General features: G+C 35.3%; 19 protein-coding genes. 17 read left to right on the top strand and 2 right to left on the bottom strand.

Features of this window, described 5'->3' with window-relative positions:
* Positions 1 to 36: 36 nt before the first annotated feature.
* The 9 genes from purD (at position 37) to PRVXH_RS11685 (ending at position 8219) form a co-directional block, all read left to right on the top strand.
* Positions 37 to 1287 (top strand): phosphoribosylamine--glycine ligase, encoded by a 1251-nt coding sequence (gene purD / locus PRVXH_RS11725; RefSeq protein ID WP_353892948.1) that lies wholly within the window; start codon positions 37 to 39, stop codon positions 1285 to 1287.
* Positions 1235 to 1729 (top strand): hypothetical protein, encoded by a 495-nt coding sequence (locus tag PRVXH_RS11720; protein ID WP_353892947.1) that lies wholly within the window; start codon positions 1235 to 1237, stop codon positions 1727 to 1729. The genes purD and PRVXH_RS11720 overlap by 53 nt, the downstream gene beginning before the upstream one ends.
* A 390-nt stretch (positions 1730 to 2119) precedes the next feature.
* The gene (locus PRVXH_RS11715; protein ID WP_353892946.1) at positions 2120 to 3091 is read left to right on the top strand and encodes a hypothetical protein; all 972 of its coding nucleotides are present in this window, start codon (positions 2120 to 2122) and stop codon (positions 3089 to 3091) included.
* Positions 3092 to 3385: 294 nt separating this feature from the next.
* Entirely contained in the window at positions 3386 to 3616 is a 231-nt protein-coding gene (locus tag PRVXH_RS11710) for a DUF2164 domain-containing protein (RefSeq protein ID WP_353892945.1), read from the top strand.
* Positions 3617 to 3809: 193 nt separating this feature from the next.
* The gene (locus PRVXH_RS11705; RefSeq protein WP_353892944.1) at positions 3810 to 4829 is read left to right on the top strand and encodes a hypothetical protein; all 1020 of its coding nucleotides are present in this window, start codon (positions 3810 to 3812) and stop codon (positions 4827 to 4829) included.
* Between the two features lie 162 nt (positions 4830 to 4991).
* Positions 4992 to 6224 carry an NAD(P)/FAD-dependent oxidoreductase gene (locus tag PRVXH_RS11700; RefSeq protein ID WP_353892943.1) on the top strand — a complete coding sequence of 411 codons (1233 nt, stop codon included), beginning with the start codon at positions 4992 to 4994 and terminating at the stop codon, positions 6222 to 6224.
* Positions 6225 to 6237: 13 nt separating this feature from the next.
* The gene (locus tag PRVXH_RS11695) at positions 6238 to 6894 is read left to right on the top strand and encodes an HAD family hydrolase (RefSeq protein WP_353892942.1); all 657 of its coding nucleotides are present in this window, start codon (positions 6238 to 6240) and stop codon (positions 6892 to 6894) included.
* Positions 6895 to 6904: 10 nt separating this feature from the next.
* Positions 6905 to 7570: a hypothetical protein gene (locus PRVXH_RS11690; RefSeq protein ID WP_353892941.1), complete on the top strand. Its 666-nt coding sequence runs from the start codon at positions 6905 to 6907 to the stop codon at positions 7568 to 7570.
* Positions 7571 to 7616: 46 nt separating this feature from the next.
* Positions 7617 to 8219, top strand: a complete 603-nt coding sequence (locus PRVXH_RS11685) for an N-acetyltransferase (protein ID WP_353892940.1) — start codon at positions 7617 to 7619, stop codon at positions 8217 to 8219.
* Positions 8220 to 8289: 70 nt separating this feature from the next.
* Here PRVXH_RS11685 and PRVXH_RS11680 read toward each other — a convergent pair whose 3' ends face one another.
* Entirely contained in the window at positions 8290 to 9144 is an 855-nt protein-coding gene (locus tag PRVXH_RS11680) for a cation diffusion facilitator family transporter (RefSeq protein ID WP_353892939.1), read from the bottom strand.
* A gap of 232 nt (positions 9145 to 9376) precedes the next feature.
* Here PRVXH_RS11680 and PRVXH_RS11675 point away from each other — a divergent pair, with 232 nt between their 5' ends.
* The 5 genes from PRVXH_RS11675 to rlmD all read left to right on the top strand — a co-directional run bounded on the left by PRVXH_RS11675 (position 9377) and on the right by rlmD (position 14078).
* Positions 9377 to 10192, top strand: coding sequence for an alpha/beta hydrolase (locus PRVXH_RS11675; RefSeq protein ID WP_353892938.1), 816 nt, complete (start codon positions 9377 to 9379; stop codon positions 10190 to 10192).
* Between the two features lie 62 nt (positions 10193 to 10254).
* Entirely contained in the window at positions 10255 to 11628 is a 1374-nt protein-coding gene (locus tag PRVXH_RS11670) for a sensor domain-containing diguanylate cyclase (RefSeq protein WP_353892937.1), read from the top strand.
* The gene (locus tag PRVXH_RS11665) at positions 11628 to 12251 is read left to right on the top strand and encodes a histidine phosphatase family protein (protein ID WP_353892936.1); all 624 of its coding nucleotides are present in this window, start codon (positions 11628 to 11630) and stop codon (positions 12249 to 12251) included. Before PRVXH_RS11670 ends, PRVXH_RS11665 begins: the two co-directional genes overlap by 1 nt.
* A gap of 57 nt (positions 12252 to 12308) precedes the next feature.
* A complete protein-coding gene (locus tag PRVXH_RS11660) occupies positions 12309 to 12485 on the top strand; it encodes a DUF2892 domain-containing protein (RefSeq protein ID WP_353892935.1) in 177 nt (58 codons plus the stop codon).
* 216 nt (positions 12486 to 12701) lie between these two features.
* Entirely contained in the window at positions 12702 to 14078 is a 1377-nt protein-coding gene (gene rlmD, locus PRVXH_RS11655) for a 23S rRNA (uracil(1939)-C(5))-methyltransferase RlmD (RefSeq protein WP_353892934.1), read from the top strand.
* A gap of 260 nt (positions 14079 to 14338) precedes the next feature.
* On the opposite strand, the gene PRVXH_RS11650 is transcribed toward rlmD, so the two are convergent.
* Positions 14339 to 14656, bottom strand: coding sequence for a hypothetical protein (locus PRVXH_RS11650; protein ID WP_353892933.1), 318 nt, complete (start codon positions 14654 to 14656; stop codon positions 14339 to 14341).
* 203 nt (positions 14657 to 14859) lie between these two features.
* Here PRVXH_RS11650 and PRVXH_RS11645 point away from each other — a divergent pair, with 203 nt between their 5' ends.
* The 3 genes from PRVXH_RS11645 (at position 14860) to PRVXH_RS11635 (ending at position 21343) form a co-directional block, all read left to right on the top strand.
* On the top strand, positions 14860 to 18213 hold the full coding sequence (locus tag PRVXH_RS11645) for a hypothetical protein (RefSeq protein ID WP_353892932.1): 3354 nt from the start codon (positions 14860 to 14862) through the stop codon (positions 18211 to 18213).
* A gap of 292 nt (positions 18214 to 18505) precedes the next feature.
* Positions 18506 to 20395, top strand: a complete 1890-nt coding sequence (locus PRVXH_RS11640; RefSeq protein WP_353892931.1) for a transcriptional regulator — start codon at positions 18506 to 18508, stop codon at positions 20393 to 20395.
* A 159-nt stretch (positions 20396 to 20554) separates the two neighbouring features.
* A complete protein-coding gene (locus PRVXH_RS11635; RefSeq protein WP_353892930.1) occupies positions 20555 to 21343 on the top strand; it encodes a helix-turn-helix transcriptional regulator in 789 nt (262 codons plus the stop codon).
* The last annotated feature ends 221 nt before the right edge of the window (positions 21344 to 21564 follow it).

The following is a 21564-nucleotide window of genomic DNA, read 5'->3' as shown; positions in this document are numbered from 1 at the left end:
AAGTAGAAAGTAGAAAGTGTGGAGGTGAGGATTACTATGCGTGTTATGGTTATAGGTGCTGGAGGGCGAGAGCATGTACTTTGTGAAAAAATAGCTCAAAGTCCTTCGGTTGAAACAGTATATTGGGTAGGAACTGCCCCTAAGCCTGATTTGCACAAGATAAAAATAATCTCTGAGATTGATGTTAAAGATTTTAAACAGTTAGCGGATTTTGCTAAAAATAATGATGTTGATTTTACAGTTGTAGGACCGGAGTTGCCTTTGACTGAAGGTATCGTCGATTATTTTCAGAAAAACAATTTGCTGATTTTTGGGCCTTCAAAGGAGGCAGCACAACTAGAGGGCAGTAAAACCTTTGCCAAGCAGATAATGGAAGATGGAAATGTCCCTACAGCATCTTATATAAAGGTAAAGGACTTAAACCATGGTCAAGAACTTATGGACTCAATGGGGCTTCCGTTGGTATTTAAGGTTGACGGTTTAGCCGGTGGAAAAGGTGTCATCATCGTTAATGAAAAAGAACAAGGCAAGAGAGAGCTTAAAAAACTGATGGAAAGTCATCCTAATCAAAAGGTTTTTGCTGAAGAATTCCTTGAAGGAAGAGAGTTGTCCTTTATTGTGCTAGTAAGCAAAAATAAAGCTTTCCCGTTGGTGCCTGCACAAGACTACAAACGTGCTTACGATAATGATAAAGGTCCTAACACCGGTGGGATGGGAGCTATCGCCAGCAATCGCTTAATAGATGAGGACCTTAACCAGGAAATTATGTCTAAAATTATTAGCCCTACTTTAGCTAGTTTACAAAAGCGTCAGATGGAATTTACCGGTGTATTATATGCTGGACTGATGTTAACTAACAATGGACCAAAGGTGCTAGAGTATAACACAAGATTTGGAGACCCCGAAACACAAGCTATTTTGCAGCTTATTGACGAAGACTTAGCTATATTAATTAAGAACTGTATAAACGGAGAACTAGATAAGCAGCCAAAGATTATGGATAAAGAAGCTATGACGGTAGTGCTAGCCATGGATGGTTATCCAGCAAAATACCCTAAAGGTGTAGAGATAATCGAAAAGGATCTAAAAGACTGTCACCTGTACCACAGCGGCACCATCTTAGAAGGTGGAAAACTTTTAACAAATGGTGGTAGAGTGCTAAACCTTGTCTCGGTAGCAGATAATGTAACCCAATGCCGTAATAAAATTTACAAGGAAGTTAGTAGTATTAGCTTTGATGGAAAAATGTATAGAAGAGATATCGGACAAGATTTTGATGGAAATTAAACAAATAAATATTGTTCAAGCAGAGAAACAACATTTTGCAAAAATGATAGAAGTAGCAAATGAGCAGCTTGGAATTGACTATGTGGATAAGTCTACCTTAGAAAATTTAGCTGCTTCACCTGAAAAAGTTGCCAACGTAGCTGTTGATGAAAAAGAAAATGTCCTAGGATTTTCCTTTGGTAGTTTGATTACCGCTGCAGATTTGACAAAGCAGCTAAAAATCCCAAGGGAAAAGGTGAAACTTGTCGCTGGCACAGCAGATAAAGTAGGTGTTTTCAAAACGATAGCTGTTAAAAAAGAATGCACAAAGCTAGGCATTGGCTCTAGGCTGGCTAAAGATTTAATAACTCAAATGCGAGACTATGCTCAGGTCATTTGTTCAGTGGCTTGGAAAACCCCAGTAGGAATTAACATAGAAAAATCCTACAAAAAAATCAACTAAAACCGGTGCTAGAGCTTCCGCTATACTGGAAGGAAGAAAGCTTACAAACTGGATTTGTATGCCAATACTGTGGTAAACCACCATGTAAATGCTCCGCTGTAATATTTAGCGACGTAAACTAAAAAAGTTGCACTTTAATTTAAGTGCAACTTTTTTTAGTTTAGAAATTTCATTTCATCTTTACCGTTGTTGTCATCCTGAGCCACAGCGAAGGATCTAGATTTTAGGCCTACAACCACCTATAACTGCCCCTAAACATCAATAAGAAAATGGCTTGATAATTGGTTTTTATATTATAGAAGTAGCTATATTGTGCCTTTAGTTTTTATCTGAATTTGATACAATATAATTAATATTTAAAAATGGGCATAAAGATTGGGGGAGTTTAGTTTGAATAGGCTATTTAAAACGTCAAAAATTCTAGGGGAAATTTTAGTTTGGACAACATTAATGTTTTTGATGATTTTAGTTGAAGCAAAAGTTTTACATATAGCGGTATGGGTTGCAATAGCCATCTACTATTATTGCTACACAAGCTATCAATGCAATGTTTACATTTCTGATCAAAAGATGTGGGAGCGTGAAAACTTTCCAAAGTTAATTTTAAGTGTAGCTGTTGCTATTTGTTGTGCAATCTTTTTAAACTTGTTAATATCTGAATTTGTATACAGCATTCCTATGCTTTCGGTGCTTGTGCGAAAATCCGTTTATTTGTTTTTAGCTATTTTGGTGATTCCTCTTTTGATTTTATATATTATAATTCAAAAAGTATTGTATAAGAGATTAGAACTCTTTTCTATAAAAGACGCTATAGTGTACTCTCTAATAGCTATTTTATTAGTATCACTTTTTGCAAGCTATAAAGGTGGAGTTGAAACGAGACAGGACGCAGCTAGAGTAAACCTAAGTTATTTAAGAAACTGGGAAAGAGAGATTTATTGGACCAATTATTATTTAAAACGAGTAAGTCAAAATTGGGAGGAATTTGATACGGTAGAGATAAAAGAAAAAATTAATAACGCAAGAAAACATAAACAATTTGCAGCAACTCTCAGGGAGTCCCTAGATAATTACTATAGAGTATTTGAAAACAATAACCAAGAATACCTTCCACTATTCGGCTCAGAACATTACACAGTTTTTATGGTTTATGGAACAAAGTTTATAAGAGCGCAAGAGGCAATAGAAGATGGTGACTTAGATAAAGCAAAAAAAATTGTTAAATGGCTAAAAAGATCCTATAACCACATCTATGACATAGCTGAAAGTAGAGAGAGCAATGCTGAAATAACTTATCAGCATTTTATGGATGTAATAAAAGCGTACTCTAAATATGATATAGACCATAGGTTAATACGATAGGCTTAGTTGGCCACACAGCCCTTCCTATCCAACCATCCAACCATCTTCTATCCAACTAACCAAAAAGCAGAACCTAAATAAGTAAAGCCCAAGTAACCGTCCCAATTAGCTAATTTTGCTGGGGCAGTAGTAGTAATATGTAATTGGAGGTCAGAGGTTAATAAATGTATTACCTCGAAGAGGTAGGGGCTGTGCCTCTGTGCCGGCCCCGACAGTATTTGGTGGCTAATAATAAGCCCTTTCTATTTAATAATCAAACCATCTTCTATAATAGGTTATAAAGGAGAGAGTAAAATGAGTAGCAAAATAAAACTAGAAAATGAAATTAAAAAGAACATGATAGAAGAAATCAAATATTATTTTCAAAAAGAAAGAGATGAAGAGCTAGGGGACTTAGCCGCTGGACTGATTTTGGACTTTTTCATAGAAAAAATTGGACCGGAAATTTACAATCAAGGAGTTTACGATTCATATCAGCTAATGACAGATAGGGTAGAGGACCTCTTAGCTATACAAAAGAAATAAACCCACAGATCCTTCACTTTGTTCAGGATGACAATCACCGCCGTACTCACCCCAGAATCTGGGCATTTGTTGGGAACAGATAATAAGGTTGCCATCCTATGGTATCTTAGCGTAAAAATGCATATTACTTAAATGGGTAATTGCAATTATTTACTAAAATGATACAATGATGACTAATCGAGGGGGGAAGTAAATGGAAAAAACACATTGGGGTAAAATAGTACAAGTGGTGCTGCCGCTTGCTTTACTATCTGCTTTTATGGTGCTGTATTCTGGCGTTTCTATTAGCTTTGCAAAGGCTGTATATGCTTTAGTATGGCTTGCTATATCCATCCACTATTTCGCAGGATACTCTAAAAAAGTGAACAACTCTAACAGTAAAGAAAATCCGATTTTGATGTCAAGTATACTTAAGTTTATTCTAAGCTTAGTTATTGCTATATCTACTTTGGTATTTGTTTGGCTGCTTTACAACATCAAGTTTGAAATTCCTGTTTTATCGCATATACTAAATTTTTCTGCCAAAATACATTATAACTTACTATTTGATGTTATTTTGGTTATTGTTTTTTTAATACTGCCAATATCATTGTTTATAATCTTTGAGCGGTACTTATATGTGAAGGTAACGAAGCTTAGCGTAAAAGATACTTTAGTTTTTTCTCTTATGGCAACTCTTTTAGTAATATCATTATCAGCACATAATAATGCTTTAGAAGGTGACAAAAAAGCTTATTTAGAAAGAACGAATCAATTTGGCTACATGGAAGAGCAAATTACAGCTACTTACTCTACACTTAATAACTTAAATGAAAACTGGTCCAATTTAGACAGCAAAGAAAAAAAGGCACACCTAAAAGAGGTAAAACAATCAAAGGAACGCATTAAAACAGCTAGAGGATTTTTGGACAGACACTTTCAACTTTATGCTTCGGAATACCTTCTTAATTACGGTCTTTTAAGTGCCTATGATATTTTTAACTTTTATGATGATAAGCTTAATGCTACCCAAGATGCAATAGACAGAGCAGACCTCGAAAAAGCTCATAAAGAAGTTGAACAACTGAAAAGGGCATACAAAAATATTTCAGGCACCATACAAGACATATCCTTTAAGGAGGATAAAAGCCCAGAAAAACATGCCAAATATTTTAGAATGGTTATAGACGCTTATGTAGAAGAATACAAAGCAATGTCAGATAGCGAGGAATGATTGCACCGAGCTCATATGAACCAGCATATAGTAAAGCCTCATGGCTTTACTATTTTACTTTTACACTTCTAACCTCCCACATCCAACTTCTCATATGGTTAACAATGCTAAAATATGCTAACATTAATAGTATAGGTTCTTAATGAAAACGAGGTGACAGCTTTGGATAATAAACAAATTGTAGTTATAGGCGGGGGAGCTGCTGGTCTTTTAGCAGCTGCTACGGCAGCTAGCAGGGGACATGCCGTAACCTTGCTTGAAAAAAATGATAGATTAGGCACAAAACTTTTGATAACAGGAAAGGGTAGGTGCAATATTACAAATAGCGCTGACGTAGAAACTCTGATATCAAACGTTGTACATAACAAAGAATTTTTATATAGCGCCTTTTATACCTTTGACAATAACGCTGTGATACAGCTTATTGAAAAGCAAAATGTGCCAACCAAAGTAGAAAGGGGAGGCCGAGTTTTCCCTGTCTCAGACAAATCTGCTGATGTGGTAAATGCCTTAAAAAGGCATGCCAAAAGACAAGGGGTAGAGATAAAGTATAATAGCGTAGTTAAATCAATTAAAGCTGAGGATAATAAAGTTTCTAAAGTGGTACTAAAAGATGAAACAAGCATACCCTGTGACAGCGTTGTAGTCGCTACTGGCGGGAAATCCTATCCAGGCACAGGCTCCACAGGAGATGGCTATCATTTTGCCAAAAGGCTTGGCCACAACATAATACCACCAAAGCCAGCTCTCACTCCTTTGGAAGTTAAGGAAGACTGGGTAAAAGACTTACAGGGACTATCTCTTAAAAATACAGAGCTAAAATTGTTTAAAGATGGAAAGCTGATTTTTGAGGATTTTGGTGAGATGCTATTTACCCATTACGGCATTTCTGGTCCCATGGCTTTATCCGCTAGCGGGCATATTCAAGATATTAAAAAAGGGGATTTTTCCATAAAGATAGATTTAAAGCCCGCCTTAGATGAAAAAAAGCTAGACGAAAGAATACAAAAAGATTTTCAAAAATATTCTAGAAAGATATTTGCAAACTCCTTAGGTGAGCTGCTGCCTAAAAAGTTAATACCGGTGATGATAAAATTAAGCGAAATTCCCGAAGACAAGCCGGTAAATCAAATATCAAAAGAGGAACGACAAAGACTTGTTCACCTTTTAAAGGGGCTTGTAATAACGCCGCTGTCGCTGCGAGGGTTTAAGGAAGCCATTATTACTGCTGGGGGAGTGGATGTTAAGGAAGTTGATCCATCAACTATGGAATCTAAGATAGTACAAGGATTGTACTTTGCCGGTGAAGTGCTAGATTTAGATGCATACACCGGAGGATTTAACCTACAGATAGCTTTTTCAACAGGATATCTAGCGGGAATAAATGTTAAATAAGGAGAGGATGTATATGAAAAAAGCAGTTATTTTTGACTTAGATGGAACACTTTTAGATACTATAGAAGATATAGCCGATTCTATGAACCTAGTTCTTAGCGAAGCCAACCTACCTACCCATCCTGTTGATAGCTATAAACACTTTGTGGGAAATGGTATGCCCAAGATGGTAAAAAGAGCGTTACCAAAGCAAATGCGAGATAGAGAAAATATTGAAAAATTCACAGAAAATATGCGTCAAACCTTTGCAAAAAACTGGGACAACAAAACAAAACTTTACCCTGGAATAGGAAAGGCTTTAACTAATTTAAAAGAGCAAGGAACTAAACTTGCTATTTTATCAAATAAACCTCACAGTTTTACTTTAGAGGCATATGATAAATACTTAGATAAATGGGAATTTGACGTGGTTCAAGGCTGGGACCCTGATAAAGCTCCTTTAAAGCCTGACCCCAAATCTCTCTTAGCTATAGCAGACAAGTTAAAGGTGAAACAAAGTGAGGTTGCCTATGTAGGAGACTCCGATGTAGACATGGTTACCGCACAAAATGCCGACGTTTTCGGCGTAGGAGTATCTTGGGGATTTCGAGGTGCGCAGGAGCTTAGAGAAAATGGGGCCGATGAGGTTGTAGATAGCCCTTATGAAATACTAAAATGCCTTAACAGGTAGGGTGATAAAAATGGGTAAATATGTAGTGCTTCTTCATGGATTAGGAAGAACCAACACTGCTATGGAAAAAATGGAAAGATTTTTAAGTGAGAGTGGATTCATAGTTTATAACCTTCACTATCCTTCTACTAAACATAAAATTAACAAGCTTGCTGACCTAGTGTATAAAATGCTAGAAGAAAAAAAGTTAACTGAAGTAAAAGAGCTGAATTTTGTAACGCACTCTTTAGGAGGAATTATTTTACGGGTTATAGCTGAAAAACACCATTTGAGAAATTGGGGGCATGTGGTAATGTTGGCTCCCCCCAACAAAGGGAGTCAGGTGGTGGACTATATGCGAAAAACCCCTTTATTGTATTGGGTTTTGGGTCCTGCTGCTTTAGAACTGGGCACAGACTCGCAGGGGATAGCTCAAAAATTGCCCCAAAGAGTGGACTTTTCTTTAGGAGTTATCGCTGGTACTAGCAGCATAAACAGAATCTTTTCTCGTTTTTTTCTCAAGGGTAAAAAAAACGACGGCAAGGTTACTGTAGAAAATACAAAAATTGAGGGAATGAAAGATTTCATCACGGTTGAAGAAAACCACACCTTTATCATGAACTCCTCAAAGGTCCAAAAGCATGTTTTCTCTTTTTTAAAAACAGGACATTTTGCTTCCGAAAGTAACAAACATTAATAGCAAACTTATAATAAAGTAAAGGCATATATCAGGGGGAAACAAATTGGAAAATATACAATTTAAACAAGGGACAATAGAAGATAGTGAAATAGCTACAATGTTGATTGAAATGTCTGCTCCCAGCTTTTTTAGAGCTTTGTTGGGATCTGATTTTAGAGTGTTGATTAATAAGCTATATAAAACTCCTTCATCAATCTTTAGTTATCAATATTGTAAATTTATTATGGTAGATGGACGCCATGCGGGACTAGTGTTGGGATATACAGGAAAAGGTGAATTTATAAGAACTTTTAAATCTGGACTGGTAATTTTAAAGCATTATAAGCTATATTCCCCAGTGGTTTTAATTAGGTCTATCCTCGCGGAGAAGAAGTTTTTAAAAGTAGAAGATGATGAATTTTATCTAAGCAATCTAGCTATTTCACCGAATTTCAGAAAAAAAGGCTTAGGAAAAAAGTTGCTAGATTATGTATATAATGAAAGCAAAAACCTAGGTTTAAAAAATATAGTACTAGATGTAGAAGCAGACAATGAAAAAGCGATATCTTTATATCAAGATATCGGTATGAAGAAGTATGAGAAAGTAAGCGCTACTATAAACAAAGAGAAATTTTCTTTTTATATAATGAAGCAGCCTATAAAGTAAAACTTTAATAATGTCAAAAAAGATAGACCATATCAAAAGTTGATATGGTCTATCTTTTTTGATTATCGAACTATTCTTTAGGCTCTAAATGAATTACAACCTTAGCGTCTCTAAAACTCTTCTCTATCTCCGACTGTACATCAATACTCAGATCATGCGCCTCTTTTATATTCATATCTTTAGGTAGCACTATATGAACATCCATTTGCTTATCTCCACCCATCTTCCTAGTCCGTAGCTTATGGTACTCCATAATTGGTGGTGAGTATTTCTCAATAATATCTTTGACCTTTTGAATATCTTTTTCACTTAACGAACTGTCCAACAAACTTTTTAAAGAATCCCTGCCTATGGAAAATCCGGTTTTTATTATTATTAGCGCGACAACCATTGCTATTATAGGATCTAATATTTTAAGTCCAGTGAAATGGATAAAGACAAGACCTATAACAACTCCTACAGAAGTGATAATATCCGTTAAAAGATGTAACCCATTAGCACGCAAAGCAATGGAATTTTCTTTTTTGGCAACAGTTAACATATTCCAAACCACTAAGCCATGAATGGCAATAGATACAAGCATTACAACTATACCTAACGTCGTATCTGTAATATAATTTTGCTCAACTATACGAATATACGCTTGCCTAATTATCGTAACAGAAACCATCAAGATTAGTATACTTTGAATTACTGCGGCTAGGTCTTCAATTTTCCCGTGACCAAAATTATGGCATTTATCAGGCGGCTTTTGAGCAAATCGAATTGCAAAAAAGGTCATAGTGGAAGCTAATACATCCATAAATGAATGCATAGCGTCAGATATTATACTAACGGAATTAGCAGCTATACCAACAGAAAGTTTTAATACTACTAAAAAAATACTAGCTAAAATAGCTAGCAGAGCTGATTTTTCCTTAGTCACCTTACTCCCTCCCTAAGTAGATACTGTTTTATAGTATGAGAGGCAGAAGGGTTCGTGCATAAAATAGCTGCTAGAAAATTAATTGATATGCCTAATAAAAATAGGCAAACATTTTTATTTTTACTTTTAATCATAAAATATTGCTAACAGATTATTTAAATAGTATGATTAGGGTATACTGACAAGAAATTTTTGATGCTGTAAAAAGTTATTATAAAAGGAGCGTATTATTATGCCTAAAAAAAACATTAACGGTGTTAACCTATACTATGATATAAAAGGAAACCCAGATGCCGAAGAAGCTATAGTCTTTTTAAATGGGGTTATGGCGTCGGTCAGTAGCTGGATATTACAGCTGCCTATATTTGAAAATCATAATTTCAAAATCCTGCTTCATGACTTTAAAGGGCAAATGCTATCAGATAAACCTAAAGGACCTTATACCTTTTCGGAACACTCTGACGAAACAGTTGAACTTATGAAAAGCTTAGGCATAAAAAAAGCACACCTTATAGGAACATCTTATGGTGGTGAGGTGGCAATGCGCATGGCAATCGATCACCCTGAGTTTGTAAAAACCATCTCCATTATAGACTCTGTAAGTGAATTAGATGAAACTTTAAAACTTTTTGTTAGAGGGTGGAAAACTGCAGCTGAAGATAGGGACGCTGAAAAATTCTTCTGGGGTATGGCGCCGACTATTTATCATAATAGCTTTATTGAAAAAAATTTAAATACATTGAAGGCAAGAGCTAAAGGTGTGGCTAACGCGCCTGATGATTATTTTGATGGACAGGTACAGCTATATGATACTTTTGAGCAGGATGTACATATGACAGAAGAACTGTGTAACATTCAATGTCCTGCTTTGGTGGTGTGTGGAGAAGATGATATACTAAAGCCTAGAAAATTCTCGAAAATAATTGCAGATAATATTCCGAACTCTGAACACGTTATTATACCTGATTGTGGTCATGTGACTATTTTTGAAAAACCAGACATTCTTAATAGCATACTCCTTGGCTTTGTTATGAAAAATATAAAATAGCCTAAAAATGCTTGATTTAAAACTGGGTGAAAGTTATGATTACAATTTCTCAGGGGGTAGTTATGAATAGAAATGAAGATAGTATAATAACCGAGGAGCTTGCTGGCGTTGGAAGTTGGGAGTTTGATCATAGTAAAGGTAGCAGCAAAGTATCAAATCAAGTATTAAGTTTTTTGGGTTTAAAAAACTATGAGCGAAATGATATTAGAAATATAATAACCACTTATTTCAGCTCACAAAAAGACCAAATCATACATAGACTTCTTAATAAACAAGCAAAAGGAAAAAGTGATTGGTATGAAGGGCGGTATAACCACCTTGGTCAAGTAAAGTGGCTTGGATTAAGGTTTGAATATGATTTTAAAAAAGATGTAACCCATGGGATAATTCAGGATTTTACACCCTTTAAGCTAAGAAAGGAAAAACTAGCCCAATCACTAAAAATAAAGGATGCGATGTTAGAAATCAGTCATGCCATAGTAGAGATAGAAAAAGCAGATGAGTTGTTTGATTTCATATTAAACAAAATAACTGCAGCAATTAATAAGAGCGACTTAGCATCCGTACTAGTTCTTGATGAAAACAATGAATTGAGAATTAGTGCAAGTAAAGGGTATAGCAAAGGACAAGTTGACAAGTTTAAAATAAAATTAGAAGATGCCTTTATCTACCAAAAGACAGGTGGTCGAATTCATAAAACAGTCATTATAAATAACCTAAAAGAAGATCTTCCGACACAATACCATACAATCCTAGATAATGACATGGACATAATACCAAGATCTTCGATGTGTGGGCCTATTTTTGTGGACAATAAGTTATATGGCTTTGTGAGCATAGAATGTGAAGAAAACGATATTTTTGATGAAGTAGATTGGAATTTAATGGAGTATGTACGAAAGCAAGTAGCGATAGCTATTAACAAACGACAGCTGCATGAAAAGACACTGTATCTAAGCAGATATGATGACTTGACAGGTGTTTATAACAGAAGATACTTTGAAACCCTTATTAATGAAAAAATAGATAACGAAAATAAGTTCTATTTAGTGATATTTGACTTAAACCGTCTTAAAGATATTAACGACACTTTCGGGCACTTAGCTGGAGACTCATTGATTAAAAATTTCGCTAATATATTAAAACAAGCATTAAAGCAAGATGAGTATGTGGCAAGACTTGGCGGAGATGAGTTTGTTGCCGTTTTTTCTAACTGTGGCAAGGGACAATTAAAAGAAAGGTTAGAGCTTATTAAGAAAAAAGTAGAAAATCCTATTGATGTAAATGGGATATCCATAAACACAAGTTTTTGTTATGGAATAGCAACCTTTCCAGACGAAGCCATAGATTACAATAAATTAGTTGGGATTTCAGATACAAAAATGTACAAAAGTAAGGATGAGCTCTACAATAAACATAGAAGGGAAGAGGGCTGATGTTAAGGTTAATTTTGTTAAGACATGGGCAATCAGAAGCAGATATTTCTGGTCGGCATGAAGGTAGAGCTGACTTTGAATTGACAAGTCTAGGCAAAGAACAAGCTAAGGCGTTGGCCAACTACTTATCTACATATTTTGGAATTGACGAGGTATACTGCAGTCCTTTAAAAAGGGCGAAAGAAACGGCTCAGATCTTGGGTAGAAAGATTATGCGTCAGCCCATTGAAGTTGATCAGTTATTGGAAATAAACAACGGCGACTTAGCAGGTCTTACCTTTGAAGAAGCTGAGAAGAGATTTCCTCCACAATCGGAAGAAAAGATTTACAGACCGTTACCAAATGGCGAATCTACAATAGATTTTAGATTTAGAATAGAATTATTTTGGCATAAATTTAAAGATGAAAACCTCGAAAATAACCGGCAGAAAACTGTTTGCATTGTAGCTCATGGAGGGACTATTTCGATGCTGTATAAAGCAATTTTTAAGTTGCCGGTAAATACAAATATTAGATTTCCTACTTCAGATACAGGCTTTCACGTTTTTGAGATTACAAAAAAAGACACAATACTTTTAAAAGCAAACAGCGTAGAACATTTGTATTTAAAAAGCCGAGGATAGAAAGTACGCTTAATCACCATAATAATACTAGTTAGGCATTAATTTAGAGGTGATTAAATGCGGTCAAACTTTAGAAAAAATGTTGGAGATGTAGATAGGGTAATTCGAATCAGTTTAGGATCAATCTTTATTATAATAGGCGCGCTAAACATATTAAATATCCATCATCTAGTAGCATACTTTTTAGTTATTGCTGGTTTAGTAAATATAGCAGAAGGATTGATTAGATACTGAATAATATATGATATATTAGGTTGGTCAACCTATAAATAAATTTCAGACAAAACTTCAAATCCCTTAAGTTTGAAAGAGGGAATTGGAGTTTTTTTATCGCAGGGAAGAAGAAAAAAACACTGATTGAAGTTTTACTTTATAGTAAATTTTGTTTTCGCCTATTAAAACAGTTATAATAATTGTAAGCAAAAAAGAGAAACGAGGGAGAAACTATAGATGTCTAATTTACAAAAAGGAAATAAATACATAGTTACAATTGAAGATGTTACCCACCAAGGGGAAGGTGTGGGAAAAATAGATGGTTTTACGGTTTTTGTGCCCCAAGGCCTTCCTGAAGATAAGGTGGAAATAGAAATAATCAGCTTAAAGAAAAATTACGGCCGTGGTTTAATCAAAGAAGTTTTAAACCCATCGCCACAAAGGATAAAACCAAATTGCCCAACTTATCATGAATGCGGTGGCTGCAATCTTCAGCATACTGACTACTCATATCAGCTGAAGCTAAAGAGAAAGCTTGTAAAAGATGCACTAGAGAGAATCGGAGGATTTAATGATCCAATAATCCACCATACCTTAACAGCTGGAGATAAAAAATATCGCAACAAAGTTCAATCACCGGTAGGGGTAGTTGACGGGAAAACAGTGGCAGGATTTTATAAGCCTAAGAGCCACGAAATAGTACCGCTAGAAAACTGTCATATCCAGCATCCTAAAAGTAATCAAGTGCTCGACAGAATTTCTAAAGAACTACATCACCTTAACATACCTACTTACAACGAGAAAACAGGCAAAGGCATAGTCCGTCACATAGTTACTAAAATTGGCTTTAACACCGATGAGCTAATGGCGATACTAGTAGTTACAAAAGAAGATTTCCATAAAAAGAAAGAGCTTGTCGATAGGATTAAAAGTTTAGAAGCAGTAGATACTCTAGTTTTTAATATCAACTCTAAAAAAACCAACGTCGTTATGGGAACTAAGAATTTAACCATGTTTGGAAATGGCTACATAACAGAACAAGTAAGTGGTATAGAGTACAAGATTTCCCCGCTGTCTTTTTTCCAGATTAACCCTAAGGGAATGGAAATCCTCTATGGCAAAACCTTAGAATATGCCAGCCTCACCGGCAAAGAAAAAGTGTTAGATGCATATTGCGGTATAGGAAGCATCTCGCTATTTTTAGCCCAGCAAGCAAAAGAGGTGCTAGGAGTGGAAATAGTGCCACAAGCCATAGAAGATGCCAAAGAAAATGCAAAAATAAACGGCATAAAAAATGCCCACTTCAAGGTAGGAAAAGCGGAAGAAGTTATAGTAGATCAAGCTAAAAAAGGAGATAAATATGACGTAGTAGTGGTGGATCCACCAAGAAAAGGGTGCGATGAAAAGCTGCTAGATGCAATAAAAGAAATATCACCACACAAGGTGGTATATGTATCCTGTAACCCCTCAACCTTAGCCAGAGATTTAAAGTATCTATGCCAAGAAAAAAAGTATGAACTAAAGCAAGTTCAGCCAGTGGACATGTTCCCTCATAGTGGGCATGTGGAGTGTGTAGTATTGATGTCAAGGGTAAAGGTGAATACGATGTTTTAGATACTGAAAAAGCTTATAAATAAAGGGTTTCCAGATATTGAGTTTTTCTCGAGGCTGTTTTGCCGGAGGTGCTCATATTAGGAAACCCTTATTTTTTTTGTTTTCGGGAACATATCAACTGTCTTGAATGTGATAGGGTTGAGTTGACAGATTAGATAACCCCTATTTTCATAGGGGTTGTGGAGACAAGATAGATGTTTAAATTTCTTTGATGTGTGCAGTAATCTTAAAATAATGCATTTAGAGAATAAAACCCCTGGTTAATACTTATTAACCATTTCATTAAATTCTTTTGCTAAAATCATATACTTCTTATTGTTGTGATGAAAAATTATAACATCTACTGTTTCACTTGAAAACATTCTCCTGACAAGGATACAGTACTCTAGATTAAGCTCAGGCACAAAATGTGTAAATCTTGTTATGCCAGGTTTACTGGAATTGTTAATATCTTTTTCGATTCTGAGATAGTGGATTTTACCATAACACCTGAACTTGTCATATAGACCGCAAATAATTGTTCGAGCCTGTGTGGGAAGCTTGTGTTTAACTTGATTGGATATAGCAATAGTATTCAAATAATAACCTCCTTAATTAGTATTTAGCATGAATATATTACCTCTGTTGCGAGAACATAGCAAGAAAAAATCAGAATAAGATTGACAAAAACACGAGTGTTCTGATATAATTTAGTGGGCATGATAAATTACTAAGGTAACTGCTATAAGAGTATTTCTGAATTTTAGATTTAAAAAATAAACAAAAATCGAGGAGGAGTTTGATGGGCAATAACACAAGACTGGGATTGTTAGAGGAAATAATGAAGGAGAGTAAAAGGAAAGGGCTGGAGTACTGTCTAAGCAGTAAAGAGTTTTCAAGCTTTTTAGATAATATGACAAGAAAAATAAATGACCATGCGGAATCTGCAAATAGTGAGGCGGATACTGCCTTCATTGTAGATCACACATTACTTAATATATCTAATGATGTATTGGAACCACTGGGGTTTGAAGGATATAGACCTTTTAAGGAAAGAACTGTAAAATTTCCAGAACCTGATGGTACGAAATTTCATCCATTATCATCCCCAAATAAAAAAAGCGGTAGAATAGATTCGAAAATCAATACGGTTATAATAGAGTACAAATACAAGGATAACTACAACACTAACAACCTGATTAAAGATGCGGCAAATCAAGCAATTGACTACTTAAATGCTTTATATGCTGAAGAAGAAGGTGACTATTTAGCTATTATTACTGATGGATTAAAGTGCCAATTTATTCAGATGACAAATGGTTCGATAGTAGAAGAAGCTAGGCAAGATTTTAATGCTCAAGCTTTAGACAGGCTTATTCGTTCTATCATGGAATTATCTCTAGCCGCTTTAAGTTCAGAAAACCTGATTCGAGATTTAATTGAGAAGAAATCAGCGGGTAGTAGTCCTGTCGATAGTTTAACAAAATCTTTATATGCTTCGCTTAGTGAAATGACTTCAACTACAAAACTGGACTTTGAGTTTTGGAAAAGTAACTTTGGACTATCTCACGAAGACATCTCTCAACAAACAGCAATTGAGAACAGAAGAAGAGATTTATCTGCTATTGTGGACCTTGATGAAATAAAAGCAGAAGAGGAGTATAAAATTTTATTCGCTTTGCAGACTTCAGTTGCAATAATTGCAATCTTATTAGCTTACAAGATTGTGTCTACAATAAAACACGATAGAATTGATTTTTCGTTGGCTGATTTCACCAATCTAGATTACCAGGTAGCTAGAACAGAATTAGAAAATATTGCGAACGGGAATGCTTCAAACAGCATTGGTATATATAACTTGCTTGAGATAGAGTGTTTTGTGTGGCCATTTAGAAGTGAACAGTGGTCACGAGACATATACCTGTCAATAGATTCAATAATAAAAATACTTAAAAAATATGAAGATAGGCCTGCTTTAACAGAGAGAACAGAGGACCTTTTTAGAGATTTGTACATGGCAATTATGCCATCAAGTGTTAGACACTCTTTAGGTGAATATTACACAGACATGTGGTTAACAGAGAATGTTAACAATCAAGCGCTGGATCATTTGCCAATAGAATATCATGATGGTTTACGAGTGTTAGACCCAACTGGTGGATCTGGAACTTTCATTATTGATTTTATACACAGAAAAAGAGAAGCCTATAAAAATTTTGAACATGATATCAAATTGAAAAAAATATTGAATGAAGTTGCAATGATAGATGCTAACATCCTAGCTGTTATTCTTGCTAGAATAAATTATTTTATAGGTGTATCCGATATCATTAGCGAAGCTTATGATTTCCATATACCTGTTTATATTGGTGATTCAACTGTTTCTAATGCTGATATGATGAGTGAAGATAAAAAATATATTTGTAAAACCATTCAAGCGTCTAATGAGAACGTAGAAATTAGATTTCCGGTGGATCTTTTATCAAGTAAGGACAGATATACTCAAATCATGCAAGATATACAAGTCTATTTAAGGACAAATGACGATGAAAAAATAAAGGGAAAACTTTCACAACTAAGTGAAGATGCTTCTGAAGAAGATTTGGATCATATTCTTGGCAACTTCAAAAAGCTTAATGAAGAGGGCTTGCTTACAACCAGTCTCATAAATAGCATTACTAATTTTTTCATAACTAATACCCTTGGAAAGTTTGATCTTATTGTGGGGAATCCACCGTGGGTTGATTGGAAATCGCTTCCTTCAGTTTATAGAGAAAACATAAAAGCTTCTTGTGTTTCGCGAGATTTATTTTCAGGAGATGTAAGAACTGGAGGGATAAGTTTAAATATATGTGCACTAATAACAAATATCGCGGCTGAAAACTGGTTAAAAGAAAACGGTGTATTAGCTTTTCTAATGCCCCAATCTATTTTATTTCAACAGAGCTATGAAGGCTTTAGGAATTTAAAACTTAAGGATGGAAGGCAGTTATATTTACAAGAGGTTACAGATTGGACCCGATCTGGTCACCCATTTCATCCAGTACAACAATTGTTTTGCACCTATATTATATCTGACAAAAAACAGAGTTATCAAAATGGAGTTAGCCTAAAATTTGTAAAATTGAAAGATGGGCTAAACTTACGACGGATTTCCAACAAAATATCTAGCACTAATTTTAATGAATATTTTAATGTTGACGAAGCGAAGTTGGAAAGACTTAATAAAAATATTACAGCTTTTAGTTATTCATTAAATAATAGTGAGGCAGAAAACTTTAGATTAATTTCGGGAAGTAGTAACTATATTGGGAGAGAAGGGGTTGAGTTTTATCCTCAAGAGGTTCAATTACTTAAATTAATCGAAATAAAAGGCAATAAAGTTAAAGTTGAAAACTACCAAAGCAATCGGTCGAAATTTAAAGTTCCAAAGAAACAAAGAGAAATAGAAACTAAATACCTTAGGCCTCTGGTAAAAGGAGTTGACATAAAAAGATTTCATATTGAAGAATCGAAATACATTGTGGCTTTTCCGTATGATCGCGAGAGAAGTAAAACCCCTATCCCCTCCAGCGAAATATATGAAAATTCGAAGCTCTTGTATAATTATTTTATGGAGAACAGACCTTATCTTGAAGGGCAGACACAATATAGCAACAAACTTATTAACGATGATACTGCAGAGTTTTATGCATTAGCAAGAACAGGTGCTTATTCACATGCACCATATTATGTATTATTTAGAGATAATACTAAATGGGTTTCAGCTGTTACAGGTACTATTAAAACTGATTGGGGTGGAGAAAAACCACCAGCTTTTCAAAACCATTGTGTATCTATATCGCAAAATGTAGACGGAGATTTTATTACAAAAAGTGAAGCCCATTATATTTGTGCGATTCTAAACTCGAATATCGTTGAAAAGTTTATTTTGTCGTCCTCAGACAAGAGAACTTTTAAAATTAGGCTGCCAATCAGAATCCCTAAGTTTGATAAAAAAATTAAGGTTCATCGACAACTGTCATATATATCCCAAAAAGCACACGAAAAATACGATGATGAAAAATATATTGAGACAGTACGTAAGAAGGCAGATGATCTTTATACTCAGGCGTTAAAACTTGAAGATGAAAAAATAGAGGAAGCTCAAGAGTAAAGCGAGAAATACATTAAATCTGCTACTTTGTAGATCACTGAAACATTGGTATCACATTAAAGATTAATTAAAACTATTTTGAGAGCACAACTCTTAATCATAATTGTTGTGCTCTTCTTCTGAAAATATGTGACTATGGTATATTATTAAATATGTCGTCAACAAGGGAGTGATGTAAGTACAGTGTTAAGGGAAAGCGTGTTGCGACCGGTTACATTTTGGAATTGAATATTATGGGGAATGCCATTGAAGAAAATCTAGTGGCTAATTTGTTAAATTAAGGGGGAGTTCTATGGCGGCTAATCGTTCTTTTACTGACTATGTTTCCAGCAGGTTTTATAACGAATTTTATTCTGCTATTGAAAAGTATATTGAAGAAAACCCCGACAACTTAGATCTAGACTTGAAAAATGTTAAGAATATTGGAGAAATATCTCTTTCAGAAATTGAAGTCAAATTTGTATCAGTGGGGGATCTACCAGAGCTCAAAATTGAGTTTGATGTTATCATAGATGCGGAAATCGAGGTCACAGAGGGCGATTACCACTATGATGATTACGATCTATTTAACAAGTGGTTTTTGTTACGATGCTCTGGGGATTTAGAATGTAGCCTGGATGATTTTGTAATCAGAGAAATATGTCTCTACAGCCAAAAGAACAAGAACCCCCAACCGTTATCGGACTCGTTGGTTCCTTATATTAAAAAGGAACAGCTTGATGCTGTAGCCAATGATTTTTTGCAAAGGCACTATCCTGCGGTCTTGAAAAAACCTATGCCGCTTGAACCAAAAAAACTTGCTGAAAAAATGGGCCTGGAAGTTATCTTGAGGGATATTACAGAAGACTTATCTGTTTTTGGGCAGATATTTTTTCACGAGAGCGAGGCAGATTTCTATGACCCAGATGAGCATGAATACATAAGTACATCAGTCAGAGCCCAGACTATATTTGTTGATCCTAAAGCCTATTTTCTACGTAATTTGGGTGCTGTAAATAATACCATTGTTCATGAATGTGTGCACTGGGATAAACACAGAAAAGCATTTGAACTGGAAAAGCTCTATAATAGCAGTGCAACCAAAATAAAGTGTCAGGTAGCTGGAGGAATAAAAAACAACAATAAAGAGGCTACTGATTGGATGGAATGGCAAGCAAATGCCCTAGCACCAAGAATCCAAATGCCCCTACCTATGTTTAAGACAAAGGCTTTTGAGCTTATTAAGCAGTATAAACAACAATTTGGAACCACCATGCTTATTGATGTGATGGAACCAGTTATAGATGCTTTAGCAGCATTCTTTTGTGTATCAAGGCTAGCGGCTAAAATACGTATGATTGACGCTGGATATGAAGAGGCTATAGGTACATTTACTTACCTAGATGGCCGATACATTAAACCTCATGGATTCAAAAAAGGAACGCTTAAGAGAAATCAGACTTTTTCTATATCTGCTCAGGACGCGGCCGTCGAACGTATCATTAACCCTGAACTTCGTGCTTTAACTGAAAATGGTGACTATCTGTTTATTGATAATCACTATGTCTATAATGCTCCTCTGTATGTTCAGGTTGATGAAAACGGCAAACTTGACCTAACCGATTATGCTCGTTTTCATATGGATGAATGCTGCCTTGTTTTTGATATGTCTGTTAGAAGCAAGGTTGCGGGTAAATACCATACGGAGTGTTTCTTGAACCGTGAGTCGAGTGATATAACTTTCGAGATTAAATATCATAACGGATACCAGAACGCCCCACAGGAGCGTCAAGTTGCTATGAGGAGAAAACAACATGAAGAGTACGTTGCTATCCGAAAGCAGATGACCGATGACCCTGAACAATGCATGAAGCTACTATTAGACTGGCGAGAGATGAAATACACTGATTTGGGCGATGCAATTGATCGCGACCCTAAAACAATAAGCCGTACTGTTAGGGGTGAAACAGCTCCATCTGTTGAGACAGCGGCACTTATTTGTTTTGGACTAAATTTACCACCTATATTAAGTGAAAAACTTATGGATGTATTGAACTGTAAATTACAACCGATGAAAGTTGAGCATCAATGGATAAAAGAAGCTCTTCTACTGAAATATCCGGAGCCACTATGGGCGATTCAAGAGTACTTGGCGCCCTATGGGATAGAACTTAAAAAAAAAAACGTTAAAAAATGGACATGACTTGTCCACTTAATTAAAAGCAGGCCTGAAGTAATGGTCTGCTTTTTGTTCGTCAAATAAAAAAATAACTTGAATGATAGGTAAAGTTACAAATATTATTTGACAGTTATGTTAAATCGTGATATTATCATCCTAGACAAGTAAAAAGGAGGTGGGATAATGACGAAAAAGTTCAACAAAAAGTTGATGCTTGACAATATAGCTTATCTTTTGAAAGATGCTGGGAAGAAAATTGGTGAGTTGGAAAGCGATGCAGGTGTAAGCCCTGGTTACATATCAAGGATAAGCAAAGAGGGTAATACAAAACCGGGGATCGACTTTATTATGAATGTTGCAGACTCTTTGAACGTAAGCATTAACACACTATTAAATGTAGAACTTACGGAAATGACACCTAACGAAAGATATCTCTTATCTTTCTTGGAGAAATTAAATAAGGACACAATAGATGATAAATTAGATTGGAATTGTGAGTCCGCAGACTGGCTAAATCGAGCTGAAACTGATAAAAATAGTTATTCAGATCATCCGCTTCTTAGTTATGAAACTTTTTACGAAGAAGGTGAAGGAGATTACCCAAACGAAGTTTCTAGAGTTGTTTTTGTTTCTAAGAGTTTTGACTGTAAAACCAGCATCTATGGTGATTGTTTCAATTTACGTTTAAAAAATGGATCAATTCTTTACATTATGAATATCAGCAAGAGCGTTTATCGAGTAAATGATCCTAATGCTTTTGCTAAAGAAATTTGGATGTATATACCTGGTACTGGAACCAATTTCCTATGTAGGAATAACGAAATATCTCCACTGGCGGACCTAGTAGATGAGCTGTACTCAACTGTAAGTGAGCGTATGAAACACCCAAGGGTCAAGGGAGAACTTCAATATGTCATTGACTCCTTTATGAAGGATGATGTAAGTGATGACGATGATACAATTCCATTTTAAATAAAATGTTTGGAGGAAGGCGAATGATAAAAAAAACCCATACGAAATCTTCACACCCCCAATACAGTTCCCCCACGTTTCTGCGATGTTATCGTTGATGGTGAAAAAGTCTATCTCGAACAGAAAATCAGTAAAAATAAGTTTGTGACAATTCCTTGGGAGGATGTTGTACATCAGGTAAAAGCTGCAAGGGCAGCAAATAAGTAAACAGAAACTACCGC

Source organism: Proteinivorax hydrogeniformans, assembly GCF_040515995.1.
Taxonomy (GTDB): Bacteria; Bacillota; Proteinivoracia; order Proteinivoracales; family Proteinivoracaceae; genus Proteinivorax; species Proteinivorax hydrogeniformans.
Note: the sequence above shows the minus strand (reverse complement) of the source record. Positions and strands in the feature narration are given on the sequence as shown.

Excerpts from the sequence above, each read along its gene's own strand:
- purD (WP_353892948.1), top strand. The coding sequence starts at position 37 with ATGCGTGTTATGGTTATAGGTGCTGGAGGGCGAGAGCATGTACTTTGT.
- PRVXH_RS11710 (WP_353892945.1), top strand. The coding sequence starts at position 3,386 with ATGAGTAGCAAAATAAAACTAGAAAATGAAATTAAAAAGAACATGATA.
- PRVXH_RS11705 (WP_353892944.1), top strand. The coding sequence starts at position 3,810 with ATGGAAAAAACACATTGGGGTAAAATAGTACAAGTGGTGCTGCCGCTT.
- PRVXH_RS11695 (WP_353892942.1), top strand. The coding sequence starts at position 6,238 with ATGAAAAAAGCAGTTATTTTTGACTTAGATGGAACACTTTTAGATACT.
- PRVXH_RS11690 (WP_353892941.1), top strand. The coding sequence starts at position 6,905 with ATGGGTAAATATGTAGTGCTTCTTCATGGATTAGGAAGAACCAACACT.
- PRVXH_RS11675 (WP_353892938.1), top strand. The coding sequence starts at position 9,377 with ATGCCTAAAAAAAACATTAACGGTGTTAACCTATACTATGATATAAAA.
- PRVXH_RS11670 (WP_353892937.1), top strand. The coding sequence starts at position 10,255 with ATGAATAGAAATGAAGATAGTATAATAACCGAGGAGCTTGCTGGCGTT.
- PRVXH_RS11665 (WP_353892936.1), top strand. The coding sequence starts at position 11,628 with ATGTTAAGGTTAATTTTGTTAAGACATGGGCAATCAGAAGCAGATATT.
- PRVXH_RS11660 (WP_353892935.1), top strand. The coding sequence starts at position 12,309 with ATGCGGTCAAACTTTAGAAAAAATGTTGGAGATGTAGATAGGGTAATT.
- rlmD (WP_353892934.1), top strand. The coding sequence starts at position 12,702 with ATGTCTAATTTACAAAAAGGAAATAAATACATAGTTACAATTGAAGAT.
- PRVXH_RS11645 (WP_353892932.1), top strand. The coding sequence starts at position 14,860 with ATGGGCAATAACACAAGACTGGGATTGTTAGAGGAAATAATGAAGGAG.
- PRVXH_RS11640 (WP_353892931.1), top strand. The coding sequence starts at position 18,506 with ATGGCGGCTAATCGTTCTTTTACTGACTATGTTTCCAGCAGGTTTTAT.
- PRVXH_RS11635 (WP_353892930.1), top strand. The coding sequence starts at position 20,555 with ATGACGAAAAAGTTCAACAAAAAGTTGATGCTTGACAATATAGCTTAT.